This window comes from Streptomyces sp. NPDC050619 (assembly GCF_040654815.1).
Classification (GTDB): domain Bacteria; phylum Actinomycetota; class Actinomycetes; order Streptomycetales; family Streptomycetaceae; genus Streptomyces.
The window spans coordinates 41,297-55,123 of sequence record NZ_JBFAIR010000034.1 but is presented as its reverse complement, the minus strand read 5'-3'; the positions used below and the strand labels follow the sequence as shown (position 1 = coordinate 55,123).

The following is a 13,827-nucleotide window of genomic DNA, read 5'->3' as shown; positions in this document are numbered from 1 at the left end:
GGGAAGCCAGAGGCGAGACGCCACCTTCATGAGCACGCAGTCGGTTCGGCCGCAAGGTGCAGGGCCCCGGCGTTCAGGTTGGATGTCCAGGTTCGTGATCATGTGAGTCCGTAGAGCGCGAGGACGCGGTGCCGGTCGGCGTGGGCGCGTCGGGCGGCGGCGATGTTGGCCCGGCCGGCGAGCTTGAGGGCGGAACGGATCAGGTCGCGCAGGACGGCCAGGACGGCAGGGGTGCGGTGGCGGCGGACCTGGCTGGTGTCCTCGCCGAAGGTGACATCGCGGCACCAGTGCACGGTGTTTTCTGCCCGGCCACACGCCGCCTGCGCTGGATGCGCAGGACTTCGCGGGCCTGGGGGAACAACAGGTTGTTGACGGTGGCGACCTGGATGAGTCGGCGTTCGCTGCGGCCGTGGCCGGTGGAGTCGTCGCGGTGGACGACGGGGATGTCCTTCCAGGGCAGGGTGTGCAACTGGCGGGCGAGCTTCTTCTGGTTCCCCTTGATCGTGAACAGGTAGTGGGCGCCGCGCTGTTCGACCAGGTAGGTGGCGTGATGCCGTTGTGCGTGCAGGGCATCCACGGTGACGATCGCGTAGCCAAGTCGGTGTCGTCGATCTGGTCGAGGAGCGGGGCGAACTCGGGGATTTCGTTGGTCTTGGCGGCGATCTCGCGGGAGGCGAGGGTGATGCCGTCGCCGTGAGTGACGGCCGAGAGGACGAAGACGCGGCTGCCGTCGGGGGGCGGCGGGCGCCCGCGCAGGCATGTGCCGTCGACCGCGATCGCCCGGCGACGCGGGGTGGGGCACTCTCGGCCCGCGGTCTCATGGCGGCAACCGTGTTCGCGCTCGTCGAGCCCGTCCGGCGTGGCACGGCGGTGGCTGCTGGTCTGTCCGGGCTCAGGCAGCAGGGGGCGCAGGTAGGCGAAGGCGGCGGTGCTCAGGCGAGCCGGATCGAGCAGGCCCAGCACCCGCCGGAGAGTCTTCTCGCTTGGCACGCGGTAGCCGCCCGTGACCAGGTCGTACGGGACTGGAACGCGGAGAGTTCGGCGTCGGTGGCGCGCCTTCACCACTCGGCCGCCGCGGTGAGCGAGTCGTGGCCCGCCGGAGTCAGCGCGCACACGGACAACGCCAGGAGAGACGGCAGCGGGAAGCGGCGCCCGCGCTCGGCACGGGGATCGGGGATGCGGGCGAACTCGGCCAGCAGCAGGGCGACGTCCTCGTCCCGGGCTCGGTCTGGCCCCGGATGCGGGGCCGCTGACGGTATGGCAGCGGACGTGGGAGATGATGGAGGAACGGACACGGCATCCTTGCAGATCGTGAAGCTTCGACACTTCCATGGTCCACAAGGGGCCGTGTCCGCTCGCTTCCCGCCCTCCTGCCCTGCCGGTCACTGTGCACCGGGACAACCCGCCTGAATGCCGGGGCCGGGGGCCGAACTCCCTCCCTGCGCACACGACTTCAAGGCAGCTCGCCCGGGAGCCGGGGGGCGGTCAGGTGATGACGAGCCGCTGTTTTCCGTCGATGAGCTCCCGGACGGCGTCGAGGTGCCCGGCGTGGGTCGCGGTCTCTGTGATCACGTGCAGGACGACTTCGCGGAGGCTGTCGTAGCGCCAGCCGTCGAAGAAGTCCGGCCACCAGGGCGTGGGCGCGTCCAGGTCGGCGCCGGCGAGGATCGCGTCGGAGAGCTCGCTCTCTTTGCGGTACAAGGCGAAAATCTCCTGTGCCGACTTCTCCGGCGCAAGCTTCCAAGCGTCGTCCTCGGAGCCCAGGATCTCATCGATGGCGACCCGCTCGCCCGCCGCGACGGCGCGGAACCAGAACTTCTCGTCGTCCAGGGCGAGATGGTGCACGAGGCCCAGGCAGGTCCAGCCGGACGGTAGCACCGGGCGCCGAAGCGCTTCGTCATCGAGACCCTCGAGGGTGCCCAGGACGTGCTTGCGCTTGTCGTTCAGGAAGCCCAGCAGCGTCATCATCTCGGTGTTGGACATTACTTGGCGATCTCCCAGACGTGGCCCGACGGGTCGGCGAAGGAGGCGGTCCGGATGCCCCAGCGCCGGTCCTGGGGACCGTCGAGGAGCTTCACCCCGCGTCCCGCGAGTTTCTCGCACACTGCGTCCACATCCTCCACCTCGATCGTGATCTGAAAGCGCGCTCCGGCCTCGGGCTCCGCGACCTTCGAGGGCTCGACCAGCTCACTGGCCTGGGAGGACTTCAACAGGTTCACGAAGGTGTTGCCGAAGTCGAAAACGACCGAGTCGGCGTCCTCGAAGACCGCCGCCAGGCCCAAGATGTCCTCGTAGAACTTCTTCTCTCTACCAGATCTTCGATGAACAACGTGACGGGTCCGATGCCCTTGAACCAGGGCTCCATGGCTACACCTCTCCCTTGAACAAGATTTCGAATGATGCGCACGCCCATACCGTATACGGCAGTGGTGACAATCAGGGTCCGCCGCGGAGACGGCCCCTCTCCTGCCCTGCCGATCACCGTAGACCGGGACAACCCGCCTGAATGCCGGGGCCCTGCCGCAAGGTGTGGAACGAGAGTTCCTCAACTGTCATCCGTTCCATGGACTTTCACTCCATCGAGGCACATTGCAGGCAACTGCCGACGGAATCGCGTTCGCACTCCGAGAGTGAGATCGAAAAGGCCCCGGCGGCTGTCCTACCAGCCCCGGGGTATGGCCGACACTGCAAGGAGCGTCGACGTGCCCCAGCGTAGCCCCCAACCAGCTCTGTCCACCCCATCTCACGCACCCTCCGCAGGACGGCCGAGGGCCCTCGCCGCCCTGCGGCTCAGCTGCCTCACCAGTGCGACCACCTCGCCGAATCGACAGCGCTCTGCCATCCAACTCGCCGTAGAAAGGCTCGGCTTCACCCTGGTCGCCGAGGCGTCGGACCTCGGCGTCTCGGCTCGTGGGACGTCCCCGTTCGAGAGGCCGTCCCTGTCCTTCTGGCTGTATCGACCTCACGACTATGAGGCTGTCGTATGGTCACACGTAGATCGCGCCGTGCGGTCGGTGGCGCACATGGCCGAACTGATCACCTGGGGACGGCAGTACGCCCGGACACTCGTCTTCGTAATGCCGGAAGCCGACCAACCGCTCGTAGTGACACCGCAGGCGGACGGATCCATCATCCGGCGGTGCATGGACCTGGCCCACGATGCCGAGCAAGAAGCCCGTACTATCTCCGCCCGGCTCACCAGCTCTCACGAAGCGCTGCGCGCGGCCGGTCGCTACGGAGGCGGGCTGGTCCCCTTCGGCTACCGAAAGGCACCACACCCCTCGGGCAGCGGTTGGTGCCTGGCCCCCGACCCCGAGACCGCCGCGCTGGTCCGCATGATCGTGGAAGACGTACGTGCAGGACTGTCGCTGCTCGCCATCGCACAAAAACTCAACGAAGCGGGCGTGCCCGTGCCACGTGATCGCCACGCCCAGCTCCAAGGACGTCCCATGGGCGGGCGTCGCCACGGACGTAACTTTGAACGATTCCGCTGGACCTCGGGCACTCTGTCGAAAGTGCTGCGCAGCCCGTCATTGGTGGGTCATCGGACGCACGGAGGGCAGACAGTCCGCGATGCCTCCGGCGCCCCCGTGCTCATCGGCCCGCCATTGCTGTCCGACGAGGAGTTCCGCACGCTGCAAAAACGCCCTTCTGGCGCGTTCCAATGGCACGCGGGCCCCAAGGAGCCGGACAAGTGCATTGCTCACTGGCATTGCGCACTGTTCAGGCTGTGAGGGGCGCATGTACTTCGGCGTACGGAAGGGCTATCCATACGGCGACTACGCGTGCCGCGCAACGGCGCGCGGTGAGATGTGCGCAGCCCCCGCAGCGATGCGGTCCGACTGGCTCGAGGAGTACACGGTCGACCGCTACTACGAGGCCTTGGGCACGGACGCGACCGTCTCCCGGGAACTTCTCCTCGAAAGCGGCACCCGCGTCACCGTGGCCAAGGGCCGATGCGGTGGTGGCCCCGCCCGGCTGGCACCGGACACCTCACGCCTGACCTTCACACTCGGTGAACGACTCGGCACACGACAAAACAACTGACTTCAGGCAGGAGGACGGCGCGGGGGCGCGAGACATTCCCGGAACGCCTCGCGCCGTCCTCGTCACATCTCGAAGACCACCGTCACCGGAGCATGGTCCGACCAGCGCTCGTCATGGCTGGCCGCTCGCTCCACGACCGCCTTGACGGCGCGCGTCGCGAGCCCCGGGGTCGCCACGGCCAGGTCGATCCTCCAACCTGAATCGTTGTCGAAAGCCCGCCCCCGATACGACCACCACGAGTACGGCCCCTCCACCTCCGGATGCAGCGCCCGTACGACATCGACGTACCCGCCGCCCGCCGGATCGAAGACCTGCCCCAGCCACTCCCGCTCCTGAGGCAGGAACCCGGAGTTCTTCTGGTTTCCCCGCCAGTTCTTGAGGTCGGCCTGCTGGTGGGCGATGTTCCAGTCGCCGCAGACGAGGACCTCGCGGCCGTCGGCGGCGGCGCGTTCGCGCAGGTCCTTGAGGTGGGCGAGGAACTCGCCCATGAAGCGGATCTTCTCGTCCTGCCGGACGGTGCCGACCTCGCCGGAGGGCAGGTAGAGGGAGGCGACCGTGACGCCGGGCAGGTCGGCCTCGACGTAGCGCCCGCTGCCGTCGAACTCCGACGAGCCGAAGCCGACCCGTACCCGGTCGGGTTCGCGGCGGGTGTAGAGGGAGACGCCGGCCCGGCCCTTGGCGGCGGCGGGTGCGTGCACCACGTGCCAGCCGTCGGGGGTGCGGACGTGCTCGGGCAGCTGGTGCGGTTCCGCGCGCACCTCCTGGAGGCAGAGCACATCGGCGGAGGTGTCGGCGAGCCACTCCACGAAGCCCTTCTTCGCGGCGGCACGCAACCCGTTGACATTGACAGAGGTCACAGTGAGCACCCGGGCACGATACCGGCACACTGGAACAGGTCCAGCTTCGAAATGAGTTGATATACGGTGGTCGGCATGGATATACGTCGCGTCTCCTTCGACCACCCCGACGCCGTCAAGCTCAACGACCAGGTCCAGGCCGAGTACCACGTCCGCTACGGCGACGGCGGCGACGCCACGCCCCTGGATCCGACCGACTTCGAGCCGCCGCACGGCGTGTACCTGATCGCGTACGACGAGAGCGACGCCCCCGTCGCCACGGGCGGCTGGCGCACCCAGGACGACAACGGCGAGGGCAACCAGGACGGGGACGCCGAGCTCAAGCGGATGTACGTCATAGACGCGATGCGCGGCCGGGGCCTGGCCCGCCGCATGCTGGCCGCCCTGGAGGAGGACGCCCGCGCGGCCGGCCGCAGACGCATGGTCCTGGAGACCGGCCTGGAGCAGCCGGAGGCGATAGCCCTGTACACCTCCAGCGGCTATGAGCCCTGCGGCAAGTTCGGTTATTACCGGTTCCACGAGACGAGCCGGTGCTTCGCGAAGCAGCTGTGAACTCAGGCGCGCAGCTGTGAACTCAGGCGCGCAGAAAGGCGAGCACCGCCAGCACCCGGCGATGGACGTCGTCCGCCGGCGGCAGGTCCAGCTTGGTGAGGATGCTGCCGATGTGCTTGCCGACGGCCGCCTCCGACACCACCAGCGCCCGCGCGATCGCGCCGTTCGACTTCCCCTCCGCGATCAGCGCCAGCACCTCCCGCTCGCGCGGGGTGAGCCGCGCGAGCGGATCCCGCCGGCGGCGCAGCAACTGCCGTACGACTTCGGGGTCGACGACCGTGCCGCCGCCCGCGACGTCCCGCAGCGCGTCCACGAACTGCTCCACCTGGCCCACCCGGTCCTTGAGCAGGTAGCCGACGCCGCTGCCGTCGCCGGAGTCGAGGAGCTCGGCGGCGTACGCCCGCTGCACGTACTGGCTGAGCACCAGCACCGGCAGCCCGGGCCGCTCCTCCCGCAGCCGCACGGCCGCGTGCAGCCCCTCGTCCTGGAAGCCGGGCGGCATGCGTACGTCCGTGACGACGATGTCGGGCTCGTGCTCGGCGACGGCGGCGAGGAGGGCGTCCGCGTCGCCGACGGCGGCGACCACGTCGCAACCGAAGCGGGTGAGCAGACCGATGAGTCCCTCGCGCAGCAGCACGCTGTCCTCGGCGAGGGCTATGCGGAGGGGGCTGTCGCTCGGTCTGTCGGTCGGCAAGGAATCTCCACTCGCAGCAAGGTCGGTCCGCCCGGCGGGCTGGTCAGGCCGAGTCTGCCATCGAGCACCGACACCCGGTCGGCGAGACCGGTCAGTCCGGTGCCGTGCGCGCTGTCGGCGCCGCCGCGTCCGTCGTCGCGGATGTGGAGTGTCAGCCGTCCGTCCGCGTGCCCGCCGCTGACTACGGCGCGGCTCGCCCCGCTGTGCCTGGCCACGTTCGCGAGGGCCTCGGACACGACGAAGTACGCGGCGGATTCGACGGGTTGGGGCAGCCGGTCGGGGAGGTGCAGGTCCACGTCCACCGGCACCGGGCTGCGGTCTGCCGCGTCGGCGACGGCGGCTTCGAGGCCGTAGTCGGCGAGGACCTTGGGGTGGATGCCGTGGATGAGCTCGCGCAGCTCCGCGAGCGCCTGCCCGGCCTCTTCGTGTGCCTTGGCGAGCTGCTCGGCGAGTGGACCGTCGGGCGGGGCGTCCAGGCGGGCCAGGCCGAGGGTCATGCTGAGCGCGACCAGGCGCTGCTGGGCCCCGTCGTGCAGATCGCGTTCGATACGCCGCCGCTCCGCCTCGAAGGCGTCCACCAACCGCACCCGGGAACGCGCGAGTTCGGTGACGCCGTCCTTGGTGGTGAGCAGGGCCCGAGCCAACTCGGCACGCGCACCGGCGAGGACCCCCAGCACGTAGGCGCCGCCCACCAGCAGGACAAGCCCGAGCGCGGCGGACCCGAACGCCCCCGCCCAGGTGTCGACGGTCCACAGCTTGGCCACCTTCGCCTCACCGTCGGCGGCGACCAGCACCGGCACCGCGACCATGGCCAGCGGAACCCCGGCCGCGAGGACGACGGCCAGCGCATCGAGCGGCCAGAGCACCAGCCCGAACAGCACGGCGTACGCCAACTCCCGCCAGGTCACCGCCTCCCTCAGCCGCGTCACCAGCCAGGAGCGCAGGCCCGGCCGGTCGGGCACGCGGTGACCGTCGCCGCCGGTCCCTGTCACCACCCCGACCATCCGCAGCCGCCACCGCTCCACGGCGGCCACAGGGATCCCGGCCAGCGCGGTGAGCACCAGCAGCGGCAGCCCGACGAGTACGACGGCGAGCACGCCGCCGGCCACGAGCCCGCAGACGACCGCCACGAGGACGACGGCTCCGAGCAGCGCGCCGCTCGTGAGGTAGGCGACCGCACGCCAGGGCCACACAGACGCCAAGTACCCACGGCCGCTGAGGGCCCGCCACATGCTCATGGGGATCACCGTAGAAGCCGGGCCGGGGCGTGACCATGGGCTCAGGCGGAGGCCCGGAGGTATGCCTGGCCCTACCCCAAGTCTCGTCCCTGCCGCACTGCTTCAGGGCCGGTCGCGCGGTTTGGTGATCCCAGTGACATCGAACCAGTGGGAGGAGACGCGGAGATGAGACCCAACGCGATCGAACTGCGGGCCGTGAGCAGGAGGTACGGGGCGGGCGACAGCGGCGTGACCGCACTCGACGACATCTCGCTCGCGTTCCCCACCGGCACCTTCACCGCCGTCATGGGCCCGTCCGGCTCGGGCAAGTCGACGTTGCTGCAATGCGCCGCCGGCCTGGACCGGCCCACCTCGGGCACGGTGTGCCTCGGCGACACGGAGCTGACGGCGTTGAGTGAGCGCAGGCTGACCCTGCTGCGCCGGGAACGCGTCGGCTTCGTGTTCCAGGCGTTCAACCTGCTGCCCTCCCTGACCGCCGCGCAGAACGTCGCCCTGCCCCTGCGCCTGGCCGGCCGGCGCCCTCCGAAGGCCGAGGTCCGTGCCGCGCTGCACCGGGTCGGCCTGGGCGACCGGACCGGGCTCCGCCCCGCCCAGCTGTCCGGCGGCCAGCAGCAACGCGTCGCCCTGGCCCGCGCTCTGATCACCCGCCCCGAGGTGCTGTTCGGGGACGAGCCGACGGGGGCGCTGGATTCGCGGACGGGGCGTGAGGTGCTGTCGTTGCTGCGCACCATGGTCGACGCCGAGGACCGGACGGTCGTGATGGTGACCCACGATCCGGTGGCCACTTCGTATGCCGACCGCGTGGTCTTTCTCGTGGACGGGCGGGTGAGCGGGGAACTGGGCGGACGCGTCAGGGCCTCGGCCGGCGAGATCGCCGCGCACCTGACGACGCTGGAGGCCGTGCCGTGCTGAGCCTCGCCCTCCACACCCTGCGCACCCGCTGGATCACCTTCACCGGCACCTTCGTGGCCCTGTCCCTCGGTGTCGCGCTGCTCACCGTGATGGGACTGGCCCTGGCCTCCTCCCTCGACGCCCCCGAGCGGCGGCCGGAGCGGTTCGCGGCGGCGCCGGTCGTGGTCAAGGGGCAGGACACCCTGCACGTGCCCACCCCCATCGGCGACCGCACCCAGAAGCTGGCGCACCCCCGCCCCGTCCCGCCCCGGACCATCGCCGCGCTGCGCACCCTCGGCACGGTCGTCGAGGACCGCACCTTCGCCGTACGGGCCCCGGGCGGCCCCGCCGACCTGGTGGGCCACCCATGGTCGACGGCCGCGTTCGCCCCGTACGAGCTGAACGCGGGCCGCGCCCCGAGGGCCGCCGACGAGGTCGTCGCCACCGGCGACTGGACGACCGTAGGCAGACGCCTGCACACCGCCTCGGGCACCGTACGCGTGGTCGGGACGGTCCCCGGCCTCGGCTTCGAGAACGCCCTCTTCTACACGGACACCCGCGCGGCCCATCTGTCACCGGTGAGCACCCAGTTGGCCGTGGACGCGGATGCGGATGCGGTACGGCGGACAGCCCCGGGCCTGAGCGTCCTCACCGGCGACGCGCGGCGACTCGCGGACGCCGGCCCGGACCGGGACCGCGAGGCGCTGACCGCGCTGAACGCCCTGTTCGGCACGGCCGGCGGGGTCGCCGGGTTCGTATCGGTGTTCGTCGTGGCGTCCACGTTCGCCTTCGCGGTCGCCCAGCGGCGCCAGGAGTTCGGCCTGTTGCGCACCGCGGGCGCCACCCCGGCCCAGATCCGCCGCACGGTGGCCCTGGAGGCCCTGCTCGTCGGCGTGCTCGCGTCGGCGGCGGGCTGCGCAGCCGGCGCGTACGCCGCCCCGCACCTGGCCGCCCGGGTCGTGACCGAGGGCCTGGCACCGCCCTGGTTCACCATCACGGACCACGTCTGGCCGTACCACGTGTCCTTCTGGACGGGTCTGCTGGTGGCCCTGTGCGGAGTGACGGCCGCGTCCTGGCGGGCCGGCCGAACCGCCCCCGTCCAAGCCCTGCGCGAGGCGTCCGCCGACACCGGCACGATCACGTGGGGCCGCCTGCTGAGCGGTACGGCCCTGCTCCTGACCGCGGCGGCGACCCTGACCCTGGCGCTGCTGACCGACCCGGGCGACCTCCTCCACCGCAAGACGTACATCAGCCGCCCCATGCTCCTGATCACCGCGGTCGCCCTGCTGTCCCCGGCCCTGGTGCGCCCCCTGACCCGCCTGCTCACCCGGCTCCCGGCCGGCCGCCTGCCGGGCGCCTACGCCATGCTGATCCGCGAGAACACCACCACCGACATCCGCCGCACGGCCGCCGTAGCGGCCCCCGTCCTGGTCCTGATCGCCCTGACGGGCTCACTGCTGGGCGCCACCGCGACCCTGAGCGGAGCGAAGGCGACGGAGATACGACAGCGGACCGTCGCCGACTTCGTGGTGTCGTCTCCCGACGGCCTCGACCCGGCAGCCGTCCGGCGGCTGCGCGCGGTGCCCGGCGCCGAGGTCTCGGCGAGCGCGGCGAGCGCCGTGTACGTCCTGGAGGACGACGTGGCCCTCATCAAGTCCGAGGCCCGGGCGGCCGATCCGGAACAACTGGCCGCGACCGTTCGCCTGCCCCTTTCGTCGGGCCGCGTCACCGACCTCGACGACGACTCGATCATCGTCAACGAGGAATGGGCCCGCCACACGGTCGGCGACCACGTGACGGTCTGGCTCGGCGACGGCACCCGCAGATCCCTCCGCATCGCCGCGGTGATGTCCACCGGCACCGGCGACAACGGCGCGTACATCACCCCGGCCAACGCCCCGCACGCCCCCGTGGACCGAGTCGACGTGCGGGTGAGGCCGGGGGCGGACGCGAGGGCAGTGGAGGCGGGCATACGACGGGCGGGACCTGGTGGACCTGGTGGACCTGGTGGACCTGGTGGACCTGGTGGACCTGGCGGACCTGGCGGTGGACAGATCCTCACCAGGGCGGAGTGGATCACTGCCGTCACACCCCACCCCGACAGGGCAACCCGGCCAGGCCTCCTCCTGATCCTCGGCATAGCCCTCCTCTACACCGCCATCTCCCTCGCCAACACCCTGGTCATGGCAACCTCCGACCGCGCACGCGACCTGACGGCACTACGGCTGGCGGGGGCCACCGGCGGCCAACTCCTGCGCCTGGTCGCCGCGGAGGCCCTGACGGTGGTGGCGGTCGGCACGGTGCTGGGCCTGCTCGTCACCGCCCTCAACCTGCTCGGCATGTGGAGCGCCCTGCACCTGTTGTCCGTACAGGCCCCGATCCACTTCCCCTGGCCGGCCCTGGGCGCGGCGACGGCGGCCTGCGCACTCCTGGCCGTGCTCTCCACGGTGATCCAGGCGGCCGTTGCCCTGGGCCGTCAGGTCATTGGCCCACTCGGCCGTCGATCCGCTCGCGCAGGAGGTCGGCGTGGCCGCAGTGTCGCGCGTACTCCCCGATCTGCGCCGCCAGGACGTCGCGAAGCTGCACCTGTCCGCCGGGTTCGGGGCCGAAGTCGGAGAAGCCTGCGTTCAGGGTCCCGAGGTCGGTGACGTCGGCTATGAAGCGGTCGGTGAGTTCCACCTCTGCCCGCCACTGCCGCCAGGCGTCCTCCACGACCGCCGGGTCGGCGATCGCGCCGTTCCACTCGGCGTCGCGGTCCTCGTCGGTGCGGTACAGCCTCGGCGTGTCCTCGCCGGCCATCACCCGGCGAAGGTGCCGTTCCCCCTCGGCCAAGTGCCGCACCAGCCCGAGCAGGGACATCGTGGACGGCGGTACGGAGCGCCGGGCCATCTGTTCGGCGTCCAGGCCCGCACATTTCATTTCCAGGGTGAGGCGGTAGTGCCGCAGGCCCTCGAGCAGCGTGCTGCGCTCGTCGACGATCTCGACATCGCTCTCGCGCGGGTCGTCGTCCGGATCAACCCACATGTCGGGAAAGACGGTTGACCGCGTCCACCGAGTTCCCGATGGTTCACTGGCGTGCTCACCTGAGACCATACGAGCATGGTGAACCGGCGCAGGAGCCGTCCGCCACTGAATATTTGGCTAGTTGCTGTACGAACACCGAAGAGCCCCAGTCGGATCTCTCCGACTGGGGCTCTGAGCTGCGGTGGACCTGAGGGGATTCGAACCCCTGGCCCCCTCGATGCGAACGAGGTGCGCTACCGGACTGCGCCACAGGCCCTTGCAACGAAGGAAACTCTAGCATCCCCGTCCGGGTGCCTGGAAATCCGTTCCCGGCTGGTCAGGGGCCGCACTCCGGGGGCCTCGGCGGAGGCCGGCCCCGGCCCGGGTCACTCGTTGGCGGCCCGTGGCCGGTCGCCGTCCTCGTACTGGTCGAAGAGCGGTGTGCGGCCGCGCTCGCGGGCGCGGCGGGCGGAGGCGGCGCGGCGGGCGTCGGTGCGGCCCTCGGCCCCCGGATCGGCGTCGGCGTCCGCGTCGGCGGACTGCTCCTCCGATCCTCCGTCCCGTGCGACAGGCGGCGCCTCCTGCTCCGGTGCGACGGCGCTGGACCGTGCCGAGCTCCACGCGTCCGGCGCTCCCAGGTCCACGTCGGCGGTGGCGCGCGGGGCGACCGGCGCGGTCACGTACGTCGGCAGCGGTACCGGTACCGGGTCCCAGCTGTCCCCGTGTCCTGGCCGGTGCTCCCGCTCGCGCTGCTGGTCGACCCACTCGGCGTGGTCGGTCTGCTCGACCAGCGCACGCCGGTCGGCGGCGAGCGCCGACAGCCCGGGGTCCGTCAGCGGCTCCGGGACTTCTTCCGGCTCCTCGCCGTCCACGCTCGCGTCGACGGAGGCGCGCCGGCGCGGCTGGCGTGCGCGTTCGCGCAGTCGCTGCGCGGCGGCCTCGGCCCGGCGCCGGTCCATCTGGTAGGCGAAGCGCCGGCGCTCCTGGGAGCGCAGGTACGCGATGTACACGCTGAGCATGACGGCGGGCACGCCAGGCGCCCACAGGAACGTGAGCCCGCCGACCGCGGCGACGATCGCGCCGAGCGTGAAGGCGAGGAAGAGCATGACTGTGGTGCGCCGACGGCGCGCGAGCACCTTCGAGCGCTGAGCGCGCGCCGCGGCCGCCTCCGCCGAGGGGTTGCGCCGAGGGGCCGGCACCCGCTTCCGCGCCGGTGCGCTACCGGCACCGGCACCCGATTCGAGCGCCGAAGCGTCCGTCTCTTCACGTGCCGACCCACGCGCCGAGCCCCGTCCAGACGCACGCGCGGCGGGGTCCCGTACCGCATCCCGCCCGGAGTCGCGCGCCGATTCCCGCACGGGTTCGCGCACCGCATCACGCGCCGGCTCGCGCGCCGGGACCGCGCGCCCCGAACTCTGCGGTTGAACCGACGCCTGTGCCCGTGGCCGGCTCGGAGGCATGGCGAAGGCCCGGACGTCCACCGAATCGGTGACCGTGCCCGGGTCGGCGGCGCTGGACTCCCCCTCTTCGGTGGAGCGCGCCCGCAGGTCCTTGGCGTATCGGCGCTCCATCCCCGCCCGTCCGGACAACAACCGGATGGCAGTGCTGAAGCGTTCCGTCGGACGGGCCTCATTCAGCTCGTCCTGCCTACGGAGCCACATCGGCACCAAGTAGGCGGCCCAGGCCCCGACAATGACTGCGTAGATGAGGCCGCTGCTGCTCACGCCTCACACGGTAGAGGGGTTTGCGTGAGGCCATCTGCCAATTGCGCCGGTGTGTCGCACGATCTGGCTGATATTTCGAGCTTTTTTTGTGACCGATGCGATCAACAGGCCGCCCAGGTCGAGAATTCATTGCTCCGAGATGGTCATCCACCGATCATTTTCGAACGTTTATTCAATTTCCCGGTGCGTTGTGCGGTGCCGAGGAGGGGCCGGGAGAGGTGTTCCTGGATCGTGCCCGCTGCCAGCGCCTCAGCAACCCGTCGGGCACCTCTTCCGCGGTGAGTGCGAAGACTAGGTGGTCGCGCCAGGCGCCGTCGATGTGGAGATAGCGCGGGCGCAGCCCCTCCTCGCGGAATCCGAGTTTCTCCACCACCCGGCGGCTGGGTCCGTTCTCGGGGCGAATGCAGACCTCGATGCGGTGCAGACCGACGGTTCGGAAACAGTGGTCCACGACGAGTGCCACGGCCGTCGGCATCACGCCGCGGCCGGCCACCGATTCGTCCACCCAGTAGCCGACATGGCCCGAGCACATCGAGCCCCAGGTGATTCCGGCGACCGTCAGCTGCCCGACCAGCCGCCCCTGGTACTCGATGACGAACGGCAGCATCCGGCCCGCGTTCGCCTCGGCCCGCAGATGGCGGACCATCTGGCGGTAGGTCGGCCGGTGCGCTATCGGTCCACTCGGCGTGGGCGGCGGAATGGTCGCCTCCCAGGGCCGCAGCCAGTCCCGGTTGCGCCGGTTGACCTCGCGCCAAGCCCGCTGGTCGCGCATCTTTATCGGCCGGAGGACGACATCGCCGTCCGCCAGCACGACGGGCCAG

Annotated in this window: 12 protein-coding genes, 1 tRNA gene and 2 pseudogenes; 5 read left to right on the top strand and 10 right to left on the bottom strand. The window is 70.9% G+C overall.

The window, feature by feature from the left end; genetic code table 11:
* Positions 1-98: 98 nt before the first annotated feature.
* The 3 genes and pseudogenes from AB0I77_RS40260 to AB0I77_RS40250 form a co-directional block, all read right to left on the bottom strand.
* Positions 99-1,295 (bottom strand): annotated as a pseudogene (locus tag AB0I77_RS40260) (ISAs1 family transposase).
* 190 nt (positions 1,296-1,485) lie between these two features.
* Entirely contained in the window at positions 1,486-1,983 is a 498-nt protein-coding gene (locus AB0I77_RS40255) for a DinB family protein (protein ID WP_363287788.1), read from the bottom strand.
* Positions 1,983-2,282, bottom strand: a complete 300-nt coding sequence (locus tag AB0I77_RS40250; RefSeq protein WP_363287787.1) for a VOC family protein — start codon at positions 2,280-2,282, stop codon at positions 1,983-1,985. The genes AB0I77_RS40255 and AB0I77_RS40250 overlap by 1 nt, the downstream gene beginning before the upstream one ends.
* Positions 2,283-2,396: 114 nt before the next feature.
* Between AB0I77_RS40250 and AB0I77_RS40245 the strand changes: the two genes are divergently transcribed.
* Both AB0I77_RS40245 and AB0I77_RS40240 read left to right on the top strand, forming a co-directional pair.
* Entirely contained in the window at positions 2,397-3,734 is a 1,338-nt protein-coding gene (locus AB0I77_RS40245) for a recombinase family protein (RefSeq protein WP_363287786.1), read from the top strand.
* Between the two features lie 7 nt (positions 3,735-3,741).
* Positions 3,742-4,047, top strand: coding sequence for a hypothetical protein (locus tag AB0I77_RS40240; RefSeq protein ID WP_363287785.1), 306 nt, complete (start codon positions 3,742-3,744; stop codon positions 4,045-4,047).
* A gap of 62 nt (positions 4,048-4,109) precedes the next feature.
* On the opposite strand, the gene AB0I77_RS40235 is transcribed toward AB0I77_RS40240, so the two are convergent.
* The gene (locus AB0I77_RS40235; RefSeq protein WP_363287784.1) at positions 4,110-4,913 is read right to left on the bottom strand and encodes an exodeoxyribonuclease III; all 804 of its coding nucleotides are present in this window, start codon (positions 4,911-4,913) and stop codon (positions 4,110-4,112) included.
* A 66-nt stretch (positions 4,914-4,979) separates the two neighbouring features.
* On the opposite strand from AB0I77_RS40235, the gene AB0I77_RS40230 reads away from it, so the two are divergent.
* Positions 4,980-5,456: a GNAT family N-acetyltransferase gene (locus tag AB0I77_RS40230; RefSeq protein WP_363287783.1), complete on the top strand. Its 477-nt coding sequence runs from the start codon at positions 4,980-4,982 to the stop codon at positions 5,454-5,456.
* Positions 5,457-5,478: 22 nt separating this feature from the next.
* On the opposite strand, the gene AB0I77_RS40225 is transcribed toward AB0I77_RS40230, so the two are convergent.
* Both AB0I77_RS40225 and AB0I77_RS40220 read right to left on the bottom strand, forming a co-directional pair.
* On the bottom strand, positions 5,479-6,150 hold the full coding sequence (locus AB0I77_RS40225) for a response regulator transcription factor (protein ID WP_363287782.1): 672 nt from the start codon (positions 6,148-6,150) through the stop codon (positions 5,479-5,481).
* The gene (locus AB0I77_RS40220) at positions 6,111-7,382 is read right to left on the bottom strand and encodes a sensor histidine kinase (RefSeq protein WP_363287851.1); all 1,272 of its coding nucleotides are present in this window, start codon (positions 7,380-7,382) and stop codon (positions 6,111-6,113) included. The genes AB0I77_RS40225 and AB0I77_RS40220 overlap by 40 nt, the downstream gene beginning before the upstream one ends.
* A gap of 171 nt (positions 7,383-7,553) precedes the next feature.
* Here AB0I77_RS40220 and AB0I77_RS40215 point away from each other — a divergent pair, with 171 nt between their 5' ends.
* Both AB0I77_RS40215 and AB0I77_RS40210 read left to right on the top strand, forming a co-directional pair.
* Positions 7,554-8,300 carry an ABC transporter ATP-binding protein gene (locus AB0I77_RS40215; RefSeq protein ID WP_363287781.1) on the top strand — a complete coding sequence of 249 codons (747 nt, stop codon included), beginning with the start codon at positions 7,554-7,556 and terminating at the stop codon, positions 8,298-8,300.
* Positions 8,294-10,765 (top strand): annotated as a pseudogene (locus AB0I77_RS40210) (FtsX-like permease family protein); the annotation flags it as partial. The gene AB0I77_RS40215 and the pseudogene AB0I77_RS40210, both read left to right, overlap by 7 nt.
* On the opposite strand, the gene AB0I77_RS40205 reads toward AB0I77_RS40210, so the two are convergent.
* The 4 genes from AB0I77_RS40205 to AB0I77_RS40190 all read right to left on the bottom strand — a co-directional run bounded on the left by AB0I77_RS40205 (position 10,761) and on the right by AB0I77_RS40190 (position 13,817).
* A complete protein-coding gene (locus AB0I77_RS40205; protein ID WP_363287780.1) occupies positions 10,761-11,303 on the bottom strand; it encodes a DinB family protein in 543 nt (180 codons plus the stop codon). The pseudogene AB0I77_RS40210 and the gene AB0I77_RS40205 overlap by 5 nt on opposite strands.
* 182 nt (positions 11,304-11,485) lie before the next feature.
* Positions 11,486-11,559 (bottom strand) — tRNA-Ala (locus tag AB0I77_RS40200).
* 109 nt (positions 11,560-11,668) lie between these two features.
* Complete coding sequence (glpR, locus tag AB0I77_RS40195) at positions 11,669-13,006, bottom strand: gephyrin-like molybdotransferase receptor GlpR (RefSeq protein WP_363287779.1); 1,338 nt, start codon at positions 13,004-13,006, stop codon at positions 11,669-11,671.
* Between the two features lie 172 nt (positions 13,007-13,178).
* Complete coding sequence (locus tag AB0I77_RS40190; RefSeq protein WP_363287778.1) at positions 13,179-13,817, bottom strand: GNAT family protein; 639 nt, start codon at positions 13,815-13,817, stop codon at positions 13,179-13,181.
* Positions 13,818-13,827 lie beyond the last annotated feature (10 nt).